Below are 19,279 nucleotides of genomic sequence, written 5' to 3'. Positions count from 1 at the left end.
TCTGACAGTTTAGCCGTCAAGGATCGCGGGATCAAACCCGCCGTTGCGCCATGATTCAAGGGCACTGATCAGGTTTGGACCCGAAATCCCGTCAATGGCATAGGCGTAGAGCCCCGCCTCGTTCAGAAATCGCTGCATTTCGGTCAATGTGGCTGGCGTCCATTGGCTGGCGTCCTGCCGGAGTGCGGCGATGATGGTGCCGTCGTCCTCGGCGGCGCCGCGCAGCAAAAGCTCTGCCGCGCGCTGCGGGTCTTTGGGCACGCCGCGCCCTTCATCCAGCAGGATCGCCCCCGCCCGATAGCCGTCGGTATAGCCAAAGCGCACCGCTTGGGCGAAATAATCCAGCGCGTCGGCGGGCGTGTCGATGATCTTGTCCTGCGCCAAGACCCCCAGATTGAAAAGCCCCTGCGCCGACCCGCCAGCGGCCGCCTGCCGTAGCAGGCTGATAGCGCGGTCCGTATCTCGTGGAACGCCGGCCCCTTCAAACAGGGAAACTGCAAGGTTGATCTGCGCGTCATGGTTGCCACCCGCTGCCGCCACCTCGTACAGGGAAAGCGCCTGATCAAAGTTCTGTTCAACCGCAATCCCGCGTTCATAAAGTTGCGCAAGGCTGACCATGGCACGCAAATCGCTGCGGGCCGCCGCATCGCGGTAAAGGGCGACGGCGCGTTCAAGGTCGTTTGTTGCAGCGGTTGCGCGGGCCAGAAGGGCCACATAATGCGGCAACTCGGGGGCCTGAATGGCAGCGGCACTACAAGCCTGAATGGCGGCAAGCGCATTGCGGGCAAGCATCTCGAATTCGACGCCTGCGGTGGCGGCGGTAGCATCGTGGGGATGCGTGGCTAGCCGCTCGCACAGGACGCCCGCGCTGGCCTCCTCTGGCCGCGGGATTGCGCTTAGCAACAGCCTTGCTTCTGCCGCGTCAGCCCCGTCGGGGTATTGTTCAAGGTAGAATTCCAACAGGGGGCGCATGCGTGTCCGGCGGGCCAGCGACCAAAGCTGTTTGGCCTGTGCCGCACTATCGGTCATGATGTCAGCCCGCCGGGTGGCGGGACTGTCGAGAAAGGCCAACACATCGCCCCGATGGGCCCCGTCCGGATAGCGTTCCAGATAAAGTGTCATCAGCTGGTCATTCCGGGCATTGGACGCCACTTGCCAGAGCAGGGTTTCTTCTGACGCGGTGGGCGGGGACCGATCAAACCGGAATTGCCGGGTCAGTGACGAATTGTTCCAAGGGATTTGCTTGCCGCCTGTCGCCGCCAGCACATCGCGGCGCACATTGATCAGCAACTCAGAGATATCCTGACCAGGTGTGTAGATATGGCTCAGCATCGCTTCGGTAAAGAAACTGTTCCGCCCGGTGCCGTCATAGGCCACATTGTCGGGCTGGGTGGCGTAGACGAACATAAAGTCGGCCTCGGTGCCGACCCGCGCCAGCCCGTCTGTCGTCGTCGGGTCATCTGCGATGGCCGCCCCAAACGGATTGTCACGGCAGGCGTCCAGCACCACCAGTTTCAGCCCGGGCGCACTGTCCATCGCGTTCAGCACCGTCTGCATTGCGATCGTCTGCTGCGGCACGTCCGCCGGGCTGGCGATGGCCGCATCTGTCGGCACCAGATAGTTTGTGCCCGAAATCTGAAACCCATGCCCCGCATAATAGAACAGGGCCACGTCGGATGTCGCAGCCAGTGTGCTGAATTCTCGTGTCTTGGCCAACATCCCGTCGTGCCCCAGATCGGTCCCCAGCAAAACGGTGAACCCCAGCCCGCGCAAGGCAATCGCAATGTCGGAGGCATCATTGACGGGGTTGGGCAGGGCACCGACACGTGTGTAAGCGCCATTGCCAACGACAAGCGCAACCCGGTTTTCTGCATTGGCAACTGTCGCCGCAAAGAGGGCCAAGACATATATCAGCCCCCACCTGATCAATCGCATATCGGCCTCTTTGCCCCGTGTTTACAGACCCGTCACGCGGGCCAGTTCGATGCTAACGCCATCGACGGCGGCTGCAACCGTTGTGATCGTCGCACGCTGAATGCCCGCAAGTTCCGGGTCGGCGACACGAACCAGCGACAGGGCCTTGCGGACTTCGACACCAGCTGCATCAACGGCGGCGCGGGCCTCGTTGAGGGCATCAGTGCTGATCGCCCGCCGCTCGGCCTCGGTCGTGGCTGTGGACAGACGGGCGGTTGCGCGGGCGCGGGCTGCGTCCACTCCCTGACGGGCATCCTGAATGATTTGCGCGACGTTGCCCAACTCTGGCGGCAGATCAAGAACAATGCGGTCCAATTCGACGGCGAAATCGTTCAGGGCATCCGACAGACAGGCCAAGACAGCTTCTACGTCTTCGGAGTTTCCGGAACAGGCGCGCACTTTGTCGGTCAAGCCGTCGGCGGCCACACGGGCCTTGGCGAGGCCTTCGGTCGCGTCACCAACCGGGTCCGATGCACCTGCGCTGCCCACGCTGGCAGCAACAGTGATCGGACTCAGCGCCAGACTGAATTCAGCAGGCAGGACGTCAACCGGGTTCGGCAGATCAAAGAAGGGAACGGGCGGCAGCGCGATTACCCCGCTTTCGCCAGAGCCGGTTGGACCCGGTCCAGGCGTTGGTTCGACAACGGCGGGTTCAGATGTAAGCCCATCAAGCACAATCGCATAGTTGGCCATGCCAACGCCTGTTGTGTCCTCGAACAAGACCGGAAGCGGGCCTGCGCTGTCCAATTGGTTGCGCAGCGCGCCTTCTCCGTCCAACAGCACGGAATCGATGCGGTCGCCGTTGAATAGCGGACTTGAGACGACGTAATCCTCATCCGTAACCAACGCTGGCTGGTCATCGGCCACGGCGTTGCCCAAAGAGCTCAGCAAGAGCGGCGCGGGTGCTACAACAAGTGAACCGTCGACATAGCTGATATCGTAGTTCGCAAGTCCGGTTCCCCCGGCATCTGTTGCAATGATGTCGTAAAGGGTTTCAGACACAAGCACGTCGCCTGGTGCGCCCTCGCTGGTCAGCGTAATCGCGGTGACGCTATCCCCCGCGACGAGCCCGCTGGGCACCTCGGACGCTGTGCCGGAAACGGTGATATCATCGACACCCAAAACAAGATCGGTGCCATAGGTTTTTACCACATCGTCTGCGGTAATCAGCAAGCCGCGCGCCGTGATCCTGGCTGATCCAAGCCGATCCACCACATCATAGGTATCGCCTGACTCTGTGTCCAAAGTCGTCAGACCAACATCAAAGGTGGTCGATCCCACGTTTTCATCTGCAAAGTTCAAGCCGCCGATGGGCAGGCCAAAGTCGAAGTCAGGGTCACCCGTGCGATCAAACGCATAGCGCCCCGGCCCGCCTGTGGCCGTGGCAAGCGTGGTCGCATTGTCCGTTTCACCATAGATAATGCTAAGAAGGACGGGGGCTGGCTCGATAAAAACGACCTGCGATGTAGAGTACAGCGTTGGATAGCGGAGGTCATCACCCGGCGCCCAAGGTGCCGTTGGCCCGGTGAAGGTCCAGCCTTGGGCCGCACCAAGTCCGAGGAAGGTTTCGGTATCCTGAAACTGGTCTGTGGTCAGGCCGGTGCCCATGTCACTTGTGGTTAGCCCGGACGATACAACATCCCAGAAGTTCGAGCCGCCGCCGCCGGGTTCAAACACGATCCCCGCGAAACCGCCTGCCTGACCTCTGGTCGCACCAGATGCGGTGCGGGTGACAGCACCCGACGCATAAGAGCGGCTGATCAGGTCTGCAGAATCAGCCTGCCCGACAAAGCCACCAACATAACTGCGCGGGTTGATCTCACCATTGCCATCCGCCAGTGTCGTCACGGTCACGTCACCCTGCGCATAGGAATCGATGATCGACCCGCCCGATGTGTCGCCGACAAAGCCGCCTGCTGCGATGCTCAGGCAACAAATGGCCCGGTCCAGAACCTCTACATCGCCGGTCGCGTGAACCCGTGCGATTGTGCCGTCGTTGCTGCCAACCGCGCCACCAATGCTGGTCAGGGGGTTGTCGGTCGTTTCCGCCCGGCGCACGCTGGCGCTGCTGCGGCTGTCAACGAGTGACCCGTTGTTTTCGGCCACGATGCCGCCAACGCTTGGCCCGCTGCCAACAATGCTGCCAGCGACGCTGACGGCGCTGATGTTGCCATTATTGGTGACGGCGATACCTGCGGCGCTGTTGCCCGCGATATTTGCGCCCTCCAGAACGACATTGCTGATGTTGCCGTTCGCACCGACTGTATCAAACAGTGCTGTGTCGCGGCCCGCGTCTCCGACACCAAAAATGGTCAGGCCCGAAATGATGAAGTTTTGCCCGTCAAATGACCCGGTAAATTCACCGCGGCTGCCAATCGGGTCGAACCCAGTGAGCTCTTCAGTGCTGGTGTTCCAGTCGCTGGTGCCCTCCGCGCGGATATCCTCCAGCTGGACATAGAACTGATCCGGCAACGTTGTCATGCCTTGCAAGCCGTAAACGTCACGCAGGCCCACCGTCCCTTCGCCATCTATATTTTCGCCGCGCAGGAAGCTGGTGCCATCCCGAAGCTGAAAATCCCCTGCTGAAAAGGCAGATAACGTGTCGAGTTGGTTCCAGTCGCCACGGGAAAGAATGAATGTGCCCACATCGACTGTGCCGGTTGCGGTGATGTCACCCGGGATGACGACAGTGCCCGAGCCTAAGTTGATGACCACCCCCGCGCTGAGCACCAGTGTCCCGTTTCGCCCGTTGATGGCGCCATTCAGGTCAATGTTGTTGTCAGCCAGCAGGGTCAGGCGGTTGGTACTTGTCCAGTCGATTTCTGCATTGATGGTGATATTGCCCGGGTCTTCGCCCGGCGGCACCTCACCTTGCGGGTTCACGATGGGGTCGGGCGGAGGTGTGCCGCCAATCACAGGCGATGTATCCAGCACGACGTTGTTTGTCGTCAGCGCAGCTTCGATGCTGAGTTCATCTGCGCCGGGGTTGATCGTGATATTTGTCGGGTCCAGAAGAAGGGTGCCCGTGGCCCCGTTGGGCGCGCGCGTGTCGGACAATCCGGCAAACTGCAAGGTGCGTGCGCTGGACACTTCGACAAAGCCGCCATCGCCACTGTTTGCGCCACCGCGCGCTGACAGGGTGCTTTCGGTCTCGGTCAGGATATCGGACCACAGGACAATCCGCCCGCCATCGCCGTTCATCAGCGCATCGGCGCTGATCAAGGTGCCGCTATCAGCTTGCAGCGTCTGCGCGCGGGGTACGTCACCCGCCCCGGCAAAATCACCGCCAACGCGGATCAGCCCGCCGCCTTCAGTGCCGCTGGCGTCAAGCGTCGCCCCCTCAAGGCTGATATCGGCCCCGGTAATCAGGATTTCGCCGCCGGTATTGCGGGGGCGCGCCGTGGGGCGAGGGGAGGTATCGACGGCGGTCACGATTTTGGTGCGGGTGGACACTCGGCCAGAGACATTGACCTGCCCACCGGACCCGCCACCCAGCACGATTGCGCCGCCAACCTGACGGACTGACGTTGCCTCTGCAACGCCGGACAGGTTGATGGCGTTTCGCGCTGCATCGCGGGCAGTGGCTGCGCGCATCTCAATAATCCCGCCCTCGGCCGAGACTGTGCCCGCGTTTTCAATCAGTGCTTCGCCCTCGGCGCTGTCCGCGTCGGTCGGGACAGCAACCTGCAAGAAGCCATCCCCGGACAAGTCAAGCGTCGCGCGCTCACCAGAGCCAAAGCCGACACGGCCCATGGGCACTGCGATCACGCCGGAATTCTTGACGTGCCCGCCCAGCAGGGTCGCATAGCCGCCGCGCCCCACTGTAATTGTGCCAGCGTTCTCTACCGTCGCTGACTGGCCATTGCCGCTGTAGCGCAGGTTGCCATTCATGAAATCATCGTTGGTGATATCAAGGGTCGAGGCGACAAAGCCGCCGCCCGCCTGCACAGTGCCACCCGGGCCAATCAGGATGCCGTTGGGGTTGACGATATGCACGCTGCCATTCGCGGTCAGACGCCCATGAATATCGGTCGTTGTGTTGCCCGTGACCCGGTTCAGGACCGCGCTGGATGTTGATGGCTGGTTAAAGCGCAATTCAGCGCCTGCGCCCACATCAAAGCTGTTCCAGTCGATCACCGCCCTGTCGCTGCCTTGATCTACGGTCATCTGGTTGGCGCTGGGCGTGGAAATCTGGGCGTTGCCCGACACGACATTGCCGCCAACAGGCAAGTCCTGCGCAAAAAGTGCCAGCGGTGAGACACAGCAGACCAGCGCCGTCAAAAGCCGCGTTTTGCGTTCAGAAACGGAGGTTGCCCGAGATACTGATCCTGTCTTCGTCGTCGCCATTGTCACGGCTCCCCCTACCAAATTCGATACGCACACTATCTGCCCGGAATGGTGACTCTCCTTGCAGCAAAAAATCTACTCCAACCCCGAAAGACGAGGCATTGGTTGTCTCCTCCTCAACAGCCGTAGGGTTTGCCAGACTGACATACCCCGCACCCGCAAAGGCATAGGGGGCAATCGCCAGCCCGCGCCCTGCGACGTCAGTCCGGGTCACATAGGCCAGTTCAGTCCGCAGGACTGCGCCGCTGTCACCGCGCAAAGCACCCGCGTCGAATGTTGACAAATCACCGGCACCTACTGGTCCGAACTGTTCGGCGGCGACAAGCGTATCGCCAAATGATGCCTGGCCGCGCCCGGCGACTGACAGCGAAAAGCTGTCGCCAAGCGAGCGTTCATGCCGGAACGACGCAGTGAGTTTGCTAAAGGCGGGGCTGGCCCCTTCGCGCGACAAGGGCGTGCCTTCGCCGTCGCTCGCGCCAAAGGCATCAAGCCCGCGCGAGAACATGATGCCGCCCTCGGAGACAGCCGCATCACTGTTGCGATAGCTGCCGTTGGCCGCGATCCGCACCACATTGATTTCGTCTCTGTAGATTGGCGATGTGTCGCCGCCGGCCCGGATATTCTGGCGGTCGATCTGGTGATCAAAGGCAATCTGTCCCGACAGGTTCTTTTGCCGCGACCGGATGAACGGATAGGCGACGCGCAGCGATTCCCGGTCAAAGGATGAATCCGTATCTGCGATATCGCTTTCGGGGTTCGTCACGCTGCGGGTGACTTCAAGATTGACGGTCAACCCTGATGTCCCCACCGGAAACAGGGTGCCCAGCGCGCCCACGCGGTAGCGTGGTTCGTCGGTAAAAGCGTTCTCGGCCGATGTTGAGAAACGACCATAGAATGTCTCGCCCTGATTGAGCAGTGAATTGAGCTCAACCCCGAAATTATAGGTAGGTTTGCCCAGCGCAGCGCTGGCAAAATTGTCGATACCCACAAAGCTTGTCACGGGGCGGAACTGGGCATCCAGCGCGAGGATGGTGCCGCCCTGACGCTGACCGGCCGCCAGCGCAGAGCTAAGCGCGACACCTGATACATCGCCCGCCAACAGCAGCTGACGTTCCAGTTCGGGCAAGGTGATGCCGGGACGGTCCACCAACGGGGTAACGAGCGTATCAAGACGGGCGCGCACCGCTGGCGGCACAGCGGCTGCATCAACCGTTTCAACGAAGCCATTCACAACCTCGACCCGCAGGACACCGCCATCGCGCAGTGTTTGCTGGGGCAGCACAACACGGGTCAGAACAAAGCCTGCATTGGCATAGGCCTCTTCAAGCGCTGCCGTAGCCTCGAACAATTCAGAGACCGGCACGCGGCCACGGGTCAGCCGGGTTTCAAACGCGGTATTTGCCTCCGCAAGGGAGGAAATCGCACCAACGATCATCACACCCGACAAGGTGATCCCGATGGTTTCTGCGCCCTCGGGTGCCTGTGTGCCCGGTGTGCCGTCAAAGACAATCGCCCCGGATAGCGTCTGCAACGCAGGTTGAAAGCTTTCGGGGGTGACTTCGCTTGCGGTCTGGGCTGTGGCGTGGCCCGCGCCCAAAAGGATGAAAGCAATTGCAGCAGTGCGGGGCAGGGAACGGCTGGCAAATGTATTCATCTTTAAAACCTACAAATCGTTAAAGGAAAAAAGTCGCTGATACGGCTCCAAGTCTAGCGGCAAACAATCGCAGGGCAAGTATGGTTGACCTGACCTCAACTCAGCGCCTGAAACTCGACCCGACGGTTTTCATCCGCGCGCGGATTGTCCGCATTGGCAGGAAACCGTTCGCCCATGCCCAGCGTGCTCAACCGGGAGGGAGAGATCGCGCAACTGCTCACCAGATAGCGGCTGACTTCTTCAGCGCGCAGACGTGACAGCCGTTCGTTATAAGCGTCAGAGCCCGCCGCATCGGTATGTCCGACGATCTGGAAAACGGCGATGTCGCTGTTCTTCATCACATTGCACATGCGGTCCAACGTAGGGCGCTGGCTGGCGTCAATGGCGGCGGAATCATAGGCAAACTTGATATCCAGATTGACCTGTAGCGCGGGGTCAAGCCGTGCGAAAACCACCGTTTCTTCGCCCGCCGGGGTGGCGAGTTCCGGGGCAGACTGTGCTGTGACGGTGCTGCCGCTGGCCAAGGGGGTCAGCGGGGCGAGGTCATCATTGGCAACAGGTGTTTCAGGGGTCGGCAGGTCAGCCTGATCCGGTGCCTGCACATTATCAACGGTGACAAGCGTCAGACTGCGGGTCTTCAATGTGCCCTCACTTTCGGCTTCCCGGAACGCGTCGCGCTGCGCTTCGAACAATGAAAGCAATTCGTCATCGTTCAATTCCTGAGCGTGGGACAGTCCCGCGAAGGATGCAAAGGCTATGGCCGCAAGAGCAAAAATCCGCATGTAAATCACCAATTGAAAAAGGTTAGTATAAAGTAAGATTGTAAGCTAACTTGGGCATTATTGCAACGCATAGCACACACGTTGGATTGATATGCAAAGGTTTGATTTGTACCCGCATCATTGCTGCCCGGACCATATGGGCAGCCCGGAATGACCACGCCCAATCTTGAAAATTCACTTCATATTCAGGGCTCCGGCATGACGCATGTCGGCCATGTCCGCGAACGCAACGAAGACGCGATTTTGCTGGACCCGACCGGAGAGTTGTGGGCCGTTGCGGACGGAATGGGCGGTTATGGTCACGGCGATGTGGCGGCGTCTATCGTCATCGACAACCTGACCCTGATTGAGGACGCGGATCAGCCAGAGGCGCGACTGGAGCAACAAATCACAGCCGCAAACGCCGAAATCTATGACCGCGCCCGACGTGCTGGTCAGACCATGGGAACGACCATCGTTGCGTCGATGATCTTGGGCGATGTCGCTCATCTGGCTTGGGTCGGCGACAGTCGGATTTATCTGCTGCGCGATGGCAGGCTGAGCCAGCTTTCCAAGGATCATTCCGTTGTGCAGGAAATGATCGACGGCGGCCTTATTTCCAAGGAAGACGCGCGCCACCACCCAGACCGCAATATCGTTACGCGGGCCTTGGGGGTAGGGCCAACGGTTGATGTATCATTTGCCACTTTGCCGATGCGCGACGGCGACCGCATTTTGCTGTGCAGTGACGGGCTTACCGCCTGTCTGACCGACGCCGACATTGCGCAGATTATGGAAAAGCAGGCCGATCTGGACGAGATCGCGTCTGAACTGGTGCAACGCACGTTGGATCTCGGTGCGCCAGATAATGTGTCTTTGATTATCGTATCGGCGGCAAAGGGATAAGCCATGCGTGGGCCAAATCTTGTCGGGCCGATCATTATCGCAATTGGATTGGTGATCTCGGGGCTGGGGTTTGCAGTTGTTGGCGCGCTTTTGCAGGTCGAGGATGGAGGCGCACTGGTCCGGCTGAACCGCGCCGAAGTGGAACTGCGCGCCGCCCGCGCAGACCAGGCCGAAGCCGAAGCCGCCCTTGCCCAAGCCAAAGCAGAGGTCACGGCGTTGCGTGCGGCCCTTGCCGCCGCCCCGACAGAGCCTGCCAGCACGGTCATTCGCAGCGGCCCGTCAGATGTGGACGAGATTTTCGAACATGATGATACGGTCGCCATGACCGAAGAAATGATCCTGACAACGAGCCGCTTCAACGGCGGGATCACGCAGCCGCGCAACCGCGTGATGCGCGAGGTTCTGGGCCAGCCGCGCGCGCAGTACGGGACCGATTGCCAAAGCGTGACAAACCCCAGCCTCAAGGCGTTGATGGAAACGCGCCAGATCGGCCCGATACGGGTCACGATGATCAAGCCCGCCCTGGACTCGCTTGAACGGATCATGCGCAAGCTGCAAGACCAAGAGCCGGATATCTATGCCTCTATCGGGACCGCTGGCGCGCTCTGCGTGCGTCTGATCCGCGGGTCGCGGTCGTCGATTTCGAACCACAGTTGGGGCACGGCGATTGACCTGAAACTGCAAGGGCGGCTTGACGGGTTTGGTGACGGCAGCACCCAGTTTGGCCTGCTTCTGATTGCCGAATTGTTCAACGAAGAAGGCTGGTTCTGGGGGGCGACCTATTCGCGCGAAGACTCGATGCATTTTGAAGTTGGCGTGGAAACACTGCAAAAATGGGCCAGCGAAGGGCTGCTGTAATGGCTGGTCGGTTTGCACATCATGCAAAGGATTTTGAACGGTTCATCGCCGGCATCACGCAGGCCGAGACCCGAGATCTGCCGCGCCTTGCGGATGAATTGGGGGTGCGGTTGCGGCGCTTTGCCCAAGCCTGCGAAATGCAGGGGGTATCCTCTGTTCAATCGCGCCCCGCGCGTCTGGCGCTGGGCACGCTGGCCGATCATGCGGTGCGCACACAGCGCAGCGTTGATCTGGGGGTCTGGTCGGCGCTTGCACGCCAGGCCCTGTTCGACGGGCGCAATGTGACCGCGCAGGATATCCGCGACTTCCGGCAAATTGCGCATGAACAGGGACCGGACTTTGCCGATCTGGCAGCGTTTCTTGATTATTGTCTTGCGCAATTGTCGGGTGCCAAGCCCGTGAAGGCTGTGCGCAGCAAAAGCGGGCTTGCCCTGATCGGCGCACTCGTGATTGCGGTTTTTGGGCTGGCCGCCTACGCCAGTTATCTTGAAAGCAGGTTCCATCAACAGGTGCTGGGCGCTTACACCGAATTTGAAAGCAAGCTCAGGCTGTCAGGACTGACACAATCGTCGGATATTGTGACCGCGCTGAATGCGCTGGCCGGGGATTTGACGCATGTGAAAGACGCGGCAGCGCAGGCGCCTATGCGAGGCATGATCACCTTGCCCTTTGCCGATGCTGTTGCTGCATCAACCGATCACTATCATGAGGCCGTGGCGCAAACCGCAGCCCCGCTTCTTGCAGAGGCCATCAGCCTGTCGCTGGCCACCGAAGGGCAGGGTTTGGCGTTGTATGACAGCCTGCGCGCCTACGGGATCATCAGCGGCCAGACGGCGTGGGAACCTGAATTTCTGGCCGGTTGGGTTGCCGCCCGCGAGGGCACATTTGATCTGGATGGCTTTGCGGATCATGTTGTTCTGCTGCCGGGTCCGGTCACGGATCTGGCGCCGCTTGATCCGCTGATCCTGGATCAGGCGCGGGGCTTTGCCGCCCAAACCAACGAAGCAGAGCGTGCGTGGCTCGAAATGTTGCGCGCGCCCGACATGGTTGCGCTGCCCTCGTGGGACGCCGGCGAAGCCGTGCCCCTGCTGGATCAGGTTGCCCTGCGCAAATCGGGCGATCCGCTGATGGTGCCGGGGCTATACACGCTGCAAGGATGGCAGCAGGCCAGCGACATCGCCGCAGGCGTGGCGGTGCAGAAAACACGGGCACTGGCGCAGCCGCTGTTTGGCCAGCCGTTGCCGCAACAGAATGACACCCCTGATCTGGTCATGGCGCGGATGCAGAAAGAAACCATTGTCTTCTGGCAGGACTGGCTGGCCGATCTGCGCGTGCGCCCCTTCGACAATCCACAAACCGCCATCATCGTGTCCGGGACATTGGCGCAGGAATGGTCGCCGTTGCCGCAACTGCTGGAACAGACATGGGAACAGGTGGGCGGCAATGACAGGTCGCGGCCACGGCCCTTGCAGACAGAAATCGGGCGGGTTTTCGGCCCCGCCATCCAATATGTCGAACAAGGGCGCATGACCGAGATTGCGGCGCTTTTTGCTACCGCAAATGTGGCGCTGACCACCCGCGATATTGACGCCGCACGGGGCGAAACCGCGATGGCGAGCGTTGCAAACAGGGCGCGGTCGATCCAGTCATTGCGCGCGGCCCCCGCAGTTGTGGCGCGGCTGGTCGAGGATACGCTGGCCCAGATCAGTGCAGGCAGTGGCGCGCAAGACAACCCGCTGACCCGTGGCTGGACCAAAGTGTTTGGACAATGCGTGCGTGGCCTGACCGGGCGCTACCCTTTTGGCGATGGTGGCGACCTGCCTGCGGCGAACCTGCGCCAGTTGTTCGGGCCAACCGGCGCGATCCCGCTTTATTTCAAACAGTTCGCCGCACCCAACCTTGATATGGAAACCAGCCCGTGGCGCTGGAAAACCGAAGCACGCTTTGCCGGGCTGGACCCTGAAACCGCGGCGTTTTTTGAAACTGCGATGCTGGTTGATGCAGGGTTGTTTTCCGGCGACAGCTTGCAGGCGGATATGACCGTGGGCGCGTTGGCAGAACGCGGGCAGGCCACGCTGTCGCTTGGGGGGCAGTCGGTGCCGGTGCGTGCCAATGCAGCCGCCGCGCGCCTTGTGTGGCCCGGACCCGCCCCCGCCGATGGCATTGGTCTGCGATTTCAGGGCGGCGCGGCCAGCGAGATGCTGACGCGCCCCGGCTTCTGGGGGATGCTGCGCCTGCTTGATGATCTGCGGCTGCGCCCCCGCGACGACGGACAACGCTTTTTGATCGACATGCGCGACGACACGGGTCGGCTGTTTGTCGAAATGGACTTCGAGCGCGCCGCAAACCCCGTTTCGGTCCGCCACCTGATGCGAGATTTCGAATGCCCCGAACGGTTGTGATACCCTTACCTGACGCAGCGATTTTTCTGGGCTATAAGGGTCATGATTTTTTGACCCGAGCGCGCTGAGCATATTTTCAAAAGGCGAATTGACCCATGACCACAGGACGCGAAATAACGATCAAGACCCCGCTTGGCGAAGATGTTTTGCTGTTTTCCCAGATGACGGGCCACGACCAGATCAGCAGCTGTTTCGATTTTGATCTTGAAATGGTCAGCGAGGATATCGACATCGCAGCCCCCGACCTTCTTGGGCAGGCGATCGAGATCAAGATCGGGTCAGAAGACGAAGAGCCGGTCTTTCTGCACGGACTTGTCGATGAATTGCGGCTGTCGGAAATCAATGGGCAATGGGTGCGCTATCATGCGCGGCTGCGTCCGTGGCTCTGGTTCTTGTCAAAATCCACGGATAACCGCATTTTCCAGAACATGAGCGTGGTCGAGATCATCGAAGAGATCTTTGGTGAGTATCCTGCCGCGAAATATGAAATACGGTTGCAGGGTTCCTATCAGCCCATTCCCTATTGCGTGCAATACGGGGAAAGCGATCTCGATTTTCTGATGCGCTGGATGGAGCATGAGGGCATCTTTACCTTCTTCGAGTTCGCCGAAGGCATGCACACACTTGTGCTTGTGGATACGCTGAGCGGGCTCGCGACGGTGCCCGGCAATGAAGAGGTGCCCTTTGCCCCTGATTTGCCGCCAACTTTTGACAACCGCGATTTCATCACCCGCTGGGCATGGCAGGCGGCCGTGACCACCGGCGAATTCACGCATACGGATTATGACTTTACCAAACCCGCTGCCGATCTGGTCGCCAAGTCTGCAAACTCCGGCGAACATGATCTGGGCGATCTTGAAAGGTATCATTATCCGGGAAAATATACCGAGCTTGACCGCGGCGATGCGCTTGCGGCTGTGCGCATGGAAGAGCTCAAATCACCGGTGGGGCGCGCGACTGCCCGCGCCACTGTGCGCGGCTTGCACAGTGGTGTGCTTTTCACGCTGACGGAATTCCCGCGCGAAGCAGAGAATGCCGAATACGCCGTATTGCGCACGCAATACCGGATGTGGGATGGCCAGTATACTGCCCAGACCCAAGAGATCGAGGAGGGGTTCGAGGTTGATTTGTACCTCTCGCCCACGACCGAAGAATACCGCCCACCCCGCGTCACCCCGAAACCGGTGATGCGCGGCCCGCAAACTGCCGTGGTTGTCGGCCCCAGCGGAGAAGAGATTTTCACCGATGAATATGCCCGTGTGAAAGTCCAGTTTCATTGGGACAGACAGGGTGCGTCGGATGAGAATTCGTCCTGTTTTGTGCGGGTCAGTTCGGTTTGGGCAGGCTCGGGCTATGGCTTCATCCAGATCCCGCGTATCGGACAAGAGGTGATTGTCGATTTCCTCGAAGGCGACCCCGACCAGCCGATCATTACCGGCCGGGTCTACAACGCGGCCCAAATGCCCCCCTACGGCCTGCCGGGCAATGCCACGCAATCGGGCTGGAAATCTGACAGCTCGCTTGGTGGCGGCGGGTTCAACGAACTGCGGTTTGAAGATAAGGCAGGATCGGAAGAGGTCTATTTTCAAGCCCAAAAGGACCACAACGAGTTGGTCAAGAATGATGAAGGGCGGGTTATCGGGCACGACTTCAAAGAGGAAATCGGCAACGATTCATACCAGTCCGTGGGCAATGATGCAGAACAGCATATCGGCCATGACCGCACCGAGACGGTCGCCAATGACAAGGCGACAGCGATTGGCGCAAACCGGCAGGTCCAGATCGGGGAAAACGATGCCGAGCAGGTGGGCGCAAACCGGTCGCTGCATGTGGGCGGCAACGAAGAGATCACGATCGACGGGGATTCTGACGAAAAGATCTGGAAAGGACACAGCCAATATGTGCTGATTGATCAAAAGGTCACAGTAGGCGGTCTGCGCAGCGACAAGGTCGGCGGTGTGGAAAGCCGCGCCGTAGGCGGCTGGCAGTCTACGACCGTTGCCGGCTACCGCGCAGTCACTGTGGGTGGCTACCAAAAACATGCGGTTTCGGGCAATGACACCACCCAGATCAATGGGTCGCAGACCTTGCAGCTTAAGGGAAATCAGGAAGAAAAGATCGGCGGTGATCAAAGTTTCTGGGTCGAGGGCGAAGGCACCTATATGGTCACGGGCAAGTGTTTCCACAGTGCCGAAGAAGATGCCGCATTCCGGTCAAACAAGAACCTGCTGCTTGAAGCCGCCGACAGTAAAATTACGATCAAATGCGGCAACGCGATGATTGTGCTGCAAAAAGACGGGACGATCGGGATCGAAGGCAAGGACATCAGCCTTGACGCATCAGGCAAGATCAACATCAAGGCCGGTGGGGAGATCTCTCTGAAAGGCAGCAAGATCAACCAGAACTAAGCGTCCGTAGTGCGGCGGCAAGTGGCATCGGTGTTTTGCCTTTTTGCCAGATCAGCGCTTCGGTGAACGGCGCGCCGGGTGGTTCGGTTGGCAGTGGCAGTGCGTCAAAGGTTGCCTGTGCATCCGATCCGTCCGCGATGGCATGCGCCAGCACATGGGCAGCTGCGTCCGCCCAATTGACGTTTGTATCATCGGTCACCGCCATGATCGGGAACACACGCCCGGCCTTGTCCTTGCTGGGCATGATCGCGGCGACCATCGGCGCACCGCCAAGTGCCCAGCGCAGGCGCAAACCGTCAGTGGGCAAGGTCATTTGACCGATATTCTGCGTGAGCCAGCGATCCAACGCCTGCCGTTGCGGTGACGTCAGCCCACGCGCAATGAAATCACCATGCGACGGCAGTTTGCCGAACAGACCCTTTTCCATGGCTCTAGAATCCTTCGGGACAACTGAAGCCCGAAAAGATCGTCAGGTCGAAAGGATTTATCACGCTGCTGGCTTGCAACAGGAAGCTGGCGCTATAGCCACCGGCAGCCAGCCGCAGGTTGAACACTTCCGGTAGTGCTGTGGGCGATAGTTGCCCCGCATCAATCAGGCGCAGAATCGCCCAACTTCCGGTTTGGGTGCTGATCGCCTCTGCCCCGCCATCCAGCGGCACAAACGACAGGTTGATCATATTGGTTCCGTTCGGACCCGGCCATGACATGCGCGTGGCAGCGGCGCTGGCATTAAAATAGCTCAGGCTGTTGCCATCGACGTTCAGGGTCACGCGGGATGCATTGGGGCTCAGGTCCTGGGGCGTCAGGTTGAACCCGATCACAGGGCCAACGCCACCTGCAAACAAAGCATCCCGAATGGCGCGTGCATTTTCAAAGGGGGCCAGCGCGTCGGGTGGCAGTCCGAAATCAGCACGCCACTGCCAAGGCCGCGTGTCGGTGTCCACATAGTCGGCAAGGCTGTCGTTGATGAAAGTATCTACCAGCTTGCCCGGGCCGAACAGCCGGTCAAAATCCAGTGTATTCACATCAATGCGGCTGGATTTATCAAACGGATAACGGCCCTTGGTGGCGGCATTGCAAAATGGCAGCACATCGGCGCGCCAGCGCGCGTTCAATTGCGCCACAATCGCGTCGCGGGTCACAACGTCAGTATCGTCGGCGATGCCCGCGACCCAGTCATCAATCGGGTCTGGCAGCACGCGCGCCTCGTTCGCGACGGCCCCTGTCAATATCGGCAACCCGCCCGAGGCAAGCAGCGCCGCCGCCGGGTTTGGACTGGCGATAATGATCTGCAATTCGTTGGACAGGGCCACAAGGGCTGCATTGGTGTCGGTCAGCAAGGGCGGTTCGCCGTCCACTTCCATCACGGCCGCGCGGAGCGGTTTGAAATGCAGCGCGACAGGTTCACCGATCAGCGCCGCTTCGGCGGCGGCACCGCCCAAGCGCTGGCTTAGTCCGGATTTCTTGCCAATTCGGGTCAGCGTCGCGGCCTTTTTGCGGGCGACCGCCAGAAAACCCAAAGCAGCCGCATCCTGTGCGACCTCTGCATCGGTGGGCCTTGTCAGGTCGGTTTCCTGCACAACCGCCGTTAACAGGCGTTGCAACGATGAATCCGCCGACGACAGGTCTTTGATGTTGTTGCTGGCCTGTTGCAGATCGTTGATCGGGGTGATCCGCAAATCACGCAGCAGGCTGTCCCATTTGTCGATGAAGTCGTCATAGTAGAGCTTGGTGATGTCCGCCTCGATACTGCTTTCGGAGGCATCCGCACTTTCCGCACAGCCACCGGCAAACACCGTGCGATCTACCGCAGCTTGGGCTGCAACAGCGGGCACGCGGGGGGCTACGACTTCGTGGAACCCTTTGTAGGTAAAGGCACCGGGCACGCCGACGCGCAGGGATTTTTCCGACAGGCGCGTGAATGTCTGCGCACCGTTGGGGCCCATGTAGGTTGCTGGCGCCCATTCGGGCAGGTTGGCGACCTCTGGGTCGCTCATCAGTGCACGATAGGCGCGCAGGCTTATCGGTATCGTGCAGACGCTTTCCAGTGCGGCAGTGATCAAGGCCGGATCAGCGGCAAACCGATCTTGCGATGTGGCCATATGGGCGATGGCGGCGGCCTGATGGTCAATCGCGGCCTGATCGGGGAACGGGTCAATCGGGGCATAGGTCGGCAATTGTTCGCCCCACCAATTTTCAACGAACTGCTGATCAAAGGGCGCGTGCCCGGTCATCATCTGATAGGTTTTCAACGCGCCCAGCAGATATTCGGGGTCGCGGATGCGTCGCCACATCGTCGCCTCAAGCAGGGCGACCATGCGTGGGCTCAGTATATGATCAAGGCTGCGATCATAGGCAATCTGACGCGCGCGGAGCCGCTCGGCGCTGGCTGTGGGGCCGATGGCGGCCAGAAAGCCAGCGGGCGCCGCGCCGCCCGCGCGGGCGACTTCGTCAATGGCGTCAAGCGCCAGGGGCAAATCAAGCGGGTCGGTTGGTGCCTGTCGTGATGCGATGTTGGACAAGCGCGCATTGAGGCCGCTCAGGTCGTCCTCGTAAGATGCAAGCGCGCGGGCCTGCTGCACATAGGACCCGATGAACAGGCCGCTGGCGACCAACGCGATCACAGTTGCCGCCACAAGCGACCCGCGCCAGATCCAGCGGCGGCGGTCCTCTGCTTTAGGGTCAAAGGTGCCCAGTCCAGCCTCTGGAAAGATCAGGTCGGTCATCAGGTTGCGCAAAAAGAATGACCGCTTTTCGCCATAGCCGCGCGTTGCTGTGGTCGCACGCGGCAGGCCAAAGTTCGCGGCCATGCTGTTGACCAGCGCATCGACGGGGGACCCTTCCTGCGTGGCAGATGTGAAGTAGAAGCCGCGCATACGCGGCGCATCTTCATAGCGGCTTTCGCCAAAGATCGTTTCGATCAATTGCTTGAGCGGGCCGGTCAGCGCATCCAGTTGCGCCGGAAAGCGGAAGGCGGCTGCGCGGTCCTCAACAGGGATATCATCGGCGACACGGTTGGTTGTGCGCCGTGACAATCCGTGCAGCAAGGCTTTCATCTCGCGGCCAACCATATCGGTATCAACACGCGCACCCACAGGCAGGGTTGCCCCCCAGACCTGTTCACGTTCGCTGTTGGACATATCGTGAAAGAAGGGCTCAAATCCGGCAATCAGGTCGGCCTTGGTGATCAGCAGATAGACGGGCAGGTCAATGCCCAACTCATCGCGCAATTCTTGCAGGCGCTTGCGGATCTGGCGGCCGTGCTCGCGCAGGGTCGCTTCGCCCGCGGTCAACTCCTGCACCGACAGGGTGAGGATAACGCCGTTCAGCGCACGTCTGCCGCGGTGTTTCTTGAGCAGACGCAGAAAGCCGAACCATTCGGTGGAATCCACATCAGGGTCACTTTGCTGTTCGACATAGCGGCCAGCCGTGTCGATCAACACCACATCATCGGTAAAGAACCAGTCGCAATTGCGGGTCCCTCCAACGCCTTTGATGTCGTCGGACAGATCAATCGGGAAGTTCAGACCCGACTGCTTGAGCGCGGTTGTCTTGCCTGTTCCCGGTGGTCCCACAATCACGTACCACGGCATATCGCGCAGGAATTTACGCCCCCCCAGCTTGGATTTCTTCATCTGGTCAAGGATGCCAAGGAATTTATCCTGCACCTCTGCCACGTTTTCCTCGCCCGGCGTCAGGCTTGCCTCGGCAGGGGTGGCCAGTTCGCTGACGAACATCCGGTTGGCGCGCGCGGCCCTGATCTGGCGCATCAGCATCATGACAAGCCAGAACACCAGAATAAGGCCGATACCGATAACCCGCGCAATTTCAGACCCCAGCGGGGTCGCGGTACCGAACTGGAACAGCGGCCCGTAAAACCAGATCAGAACGCAGAGCAGGGTGATTCCTATCAGGGTCCAAAGGAACCGCGAAAACAAAAAGCCGAAGATGGATTTCAAAATCCGCATA

At 60.2% G+C, this 19,279-nt stretch carries 10 protein-coding genes; 4 read left to right on the top strand and 6 right to left on the bottom strand.

The features are described 5' to 3' along the window. Nucleotides 1-9: 9 nt before the first annotated feature. The 4 genes from C8N45_RS06595 to C8N45_RS06580 all read right to left on the bottom strand — a co-directional run bounded on the left by C8N45_RS06595 (nt 10) and on the right by C8N45_RS06580 (nt 8,757). Nucleotides 10-1,935, bottom strand: a complete 1,926-nt coding sequence (locus C8N45_RS06595) for a caspase family protein (RefSeq protein WP_108385434.1) — start codon at nt 1,933-1,935, stop codon at nt 10-12. Between the two features lie 21 nt (nt 1,936-1,956). Continuing rightward, entirely contained in the window at nt 1,957-6,321 is a 4,365-nt protein-coding gene (locus tag C8N45_RS06590; RefSeq protein ID WP_108385433.1) for a two-partner secretion domain-containing protein, read from the bottom strand. Next, nucleotides 6,272-7,975: a ShlB/FhaC/HecB family hemolysin secretion/activation protein gene (locus C8N45_RS06585; RefSeq protein WP_108385432.1), complete on the bottom strand. Its 1,704-nt coding sequence runs from the start codon at nt 7,973-7,975 to the stop codon at nt 6,272-6,274. The genes C8N45_RS06590 and C8N45_RS06585 overlap by 50 nt, the downstream gene beginning before the upstream one ends. A gap of 95 nt (nt 7,976-8,070) precedes the next feature. Then, a complete protein-coding gene (locus C8N45_RS06580) occupies nt 8,071-8,757 on the bottom strand; it encodes an OmpA family protein (RefSeq protein ID WP_108385431.1) in 687 nt (228 codons plus the stop codon). Between the two features lie 150 nt (nt 8,758-8,907). On the opposite strand from C8N45_RS06580, the gene C8N45_RS06575 reads away from it, so the two are divergent. The 4 genes from C8N45_RS06575 (at nt 8,908) to C8N45_RS06560 (ending at nt 15,310) form a co-directional block, all read left to right on the top strand. Beyond that, entirely contained in the window at nt 8,908-9,642 is a 735-nt protein-coding gene (locus C8N45_RS06575) for a Stp1/IreP family PP2C-type Ser/Thr phosphatase (protein ID WP_108385430.1), read from the top strand. A 3-nt stretch (nt 9,643-9,645) separates the two neighbouring features. Continuing rightward, complete coding sequence (locus C8N45_RS06570) at nt 9,646-10,500, top strand: M15 family metallopeptidase (protein WP_108385429.1); 855 nt, start codon at nt 9,646-9,648, stop codon at nt 10,498-10,500. Continuing rightward, on the top strand, nt 10,500-12,902 hold the full coding sequence (locus C8N45_RS06565) for an ImcF-related family protein (protein ID WP_168769415.1): 2,403 nt from the start codon (nt 10,500-10,502) through the stop codon (nt 12,900-12,902). Before C8N45_RS06570 ends, C8N45_RS06565 begins: the two co-directional genes overlap by 1 nt. Before the next feature lie 95 nt (nt 12,903-12,997). Then, entirely contained in the window at nt 12,998-15,310 is a 2,313-nt protein-coding gene (locus C8N45_RS06560) for a type VI secretion system Vgr family protein (RefSeq protein WP_108385427.1), read from the top strand. Here C8N45_RS06560 and tagF read toward each other — a convergent pair. Further along, a complete protein-coding gene (gene tagF / locus C8N45_RS06555) occupies nt 15,297-15,737 on the bottom strand; it encodes a type VI secretion system-associated protein TagF (RefSeq protein ID WP_108385426.1) in 441 nt (146 codons plus the stop codon). The genes C8N45_RS06560 and tagF overlap by 14 nt on opposite strands. 4 nt (nt 15,738-15,741) lie before the next feature. Beyond that, a complete protein-coding gene (gene tssM, locus C8N45_RS06550) occupies nt 15,742-19,278 on the bottom strand; it encodes a type VI secretion system membrane subunit TssM (protein WP_108385425.1) in 3,537 nt (1,178 codons plus the stop codon). Between the last annotated feature and the right edge of the window lies 1 nt (nt 19,279).

It is taken from the genome of Yoonia sediminilitoris (assembly GCF_003058085.1).
Classification (GTDB): domain Bacteria; phylum Pseudomonadota; class Alphaproteobacteria; order Rhodobacterales; family Rhodobacteraceae; genus Yoonia; species Yoonia sediminilitoris.
This window is presented reverse-complemented; position numbering and strand designations above follow the sequence as displayed.

Excerpts from the sequence above, each read along its gene's own strand:
- C8N45_RS06590 (WP_108385433.1), bottom strand. The coding sequence starts at position 6,321 with ATGGCGACGACGAAGACAGGATCAGTATCTCGGGCAACCTCCGTTTCT.
- C8N45_RS06580 (WP_108385431.1), bottom strand. The coding sequence starts at position 8,757 with ATGCGGATTTTTGCTCTTGCGGCCATAGCCTTTGCATCCTTCGCGGGA.
- C8N45_RS06575 (WP_108385430.1), top strand. The coding sequence starts at position 8,908 with ATGACCACGCCCAATCTTGAAAATTCACTTCATATTCAGGGCTCCGGC.
- tagF (WP_108385426.1), bottom strand. The coding sequence starts at position 15,737 with ATGGAAAAGGGTCTGTTCGGCAAACTGCCGTCGCATGGTGATTTCATT.
- C8N45_RS06595 (WP_108385434.1), bottom strand. The coding sequence starts at position 1,935 with ATGCGATTGATCAGGTGGGGGCTGATATATGTCTTGGCCCTCTTTGCG.
- tssM (WP_108385425.1), bottom strand. The coding sequence starts at position 19,278 with ATGCGGATTTTGAAATCCATCTTCGGCTTTTTGTTTTCGCGGTTCCTT.
- C8N45_RS06585 (WP_108385432.1), bottom strand. The coding sequence starts at position 7,975 with ATGAATACATTTGCCAGCCGTTCCCTGCCCCGCACTGCTGCAATTGCT.
- C8N45_RS06570 (WP_108385429.1), top strand. The coding sequence starts at position 9,646 with ATGCGTGGGCCAAATCTTGTCGGGCCGATCATTATCGCAATTGGATTG.
- C8N45_RS06560 (WP_108385427.1), top strand. The coding sequence starts at position 12,998 with ATGACCACAGGACGCGAAATAACGATCAAGACCCCGCTTGGCGAAGAT.
- C8N45_RS06565 (WP_168769415.1), top strand. The coding sequence starts at position 10,500 with ATGGCTGGTCGGTTTGCACATCATGCAAAGGATTTTGAACGGTTCATC.